Origin of the sequence: Colwellia hornerae, assembly GCF_007954355.1 — a bacterium.
In the GTDB taxonomy this organism is placed as follows: domain Bacteria; phylum Pseudomonadota; class Gammaproteobacteria; order Enterobacterales; family Alteromonadaceae; genus Colwellia_A; species Colwellia_A hornerae.
Genome location: NZ_VOLR01000082.1, coordinates 1 through 1,271, shown reverse-complemented (window position 1 = coordinate 1,271; position 1,271 = coordinate 1). Strand labels below are relative to the sequence as shown.

Here is a 1,271-nt window from a genome sequence, read left to right as displayed (position 1 = left end):
GTGATCTTCCCCCGATAAAACGGACACATTTTTTTTCACGCTGCCAGGGCTTCATATTCTATTGGTGAGCAATAACTTATCCCTGAATGCATCCTCGAAACATTGTAGTATTTGTTAATGTAACTGCCAAGTGTTCCCCGCAGTTCTTTATCGCTTTTAAATACATTACCGCGAATAACTTCCGTCTTCATTGAATGGAAAAATGACTCCATATGCGCATTATCAGTGCATTTGCCCGCTCGGCTTAAGCTATGAATTATCCCCTGTTGTTTTAATACTTTTTGATAAACTTGACCGCGATATTCTACGCCTCTATCAGTGTGAAGCATTAAATCACCGGTCGGTTTTCGTTTCTTGACCGCATTTTGTAATGTCCTTTTGGTCACTTCCATTGTTCTACTTTTATCCAAACTCCAGCTAATAATACGCCGTGAATATAGATCCATTATTACCGATAAATAACGCCATACACCTTTCACTTTCAAATACGTGACATCCGCTACCCATACTGTATCTTTAGCCAATGGCACTTCACCATCTGGCCGTAAGTTTTTACCTGTTGTAAGAAAGCGTTTATAAAACGCAGAGCGTGTGGTCACGCGCATCACTCTAGCCACCAAACCAAGCGCACGATACAAGCGTTCGACACGTTTTTTACCGATATTGTATCCTTGCTTTTGTAAGGCCTTAAATATTCGAGGACTCCCATATCGTCCTTTATTTTCTGTAAAGATTTTTTGGATTTTATTCTTAAGTTCAACATCTTCTATCGCTCTAGCACTTGGTTGGCGCTTTCGCCAATCGTAGTAACCACTTTTAGACACATCAAAAAACTTCAGTAATCGTTTAACTTTTATGTCGGCTCTGAGTTTTTCGATGAATCTATATCGGCCTGATGTTCCTCGGCAAGAAACCGTTGCCACTTTTTTAAGATAAATAGCTCCTCCTTAAGCACTTTATTTTCACGTTCTAGTTGTTGTTCTTTGGTCAGTATTTTTTTGGCTTTTGATTGGCCAGCCACTTTTTTTCGTTTATCCACCACAATGATCCCTTCACGATATTCTTTTCTCCATCGTGACAGCATAAATGGGTGTATGTCGAGTTTTTCGGCGACTGATTTGATTGAGACACCAACAACATAACTTAATTGAATAGCGTTGACTTTAAAGTCGTTTGAATACTTCCAAGTTCGTCTTGGATTGTTGTACTTGGGCATAAGACACCTCATCTTTAGTTAGATTTTGGTGTCCGTTTTATCGGGGGAGGATCAG

The 1,271-nt window shown here is 39.7% G+C and carries 1 protein-coding gene; it reads right to left on the bottom strand.

Annotated elements, in window-relative coordinates:
* Nucleotides 1-35: 35 nt before the first annotated feature.
* A protein-coding gene (locus ESZ26_RS19025) for an IS3 family transposase (RefSeq protein WP_146801388.1) occupies nt 36-1,216 on the bottom strand; the annotation gives its coding sequence in 2 pieces (ribosomal slippage) (nt 36-934 and nt 934-1,216; 1,182 coding nt in all).
* Nucleotides 1,217-1,271: the final 55 nt, after the last annotated feature.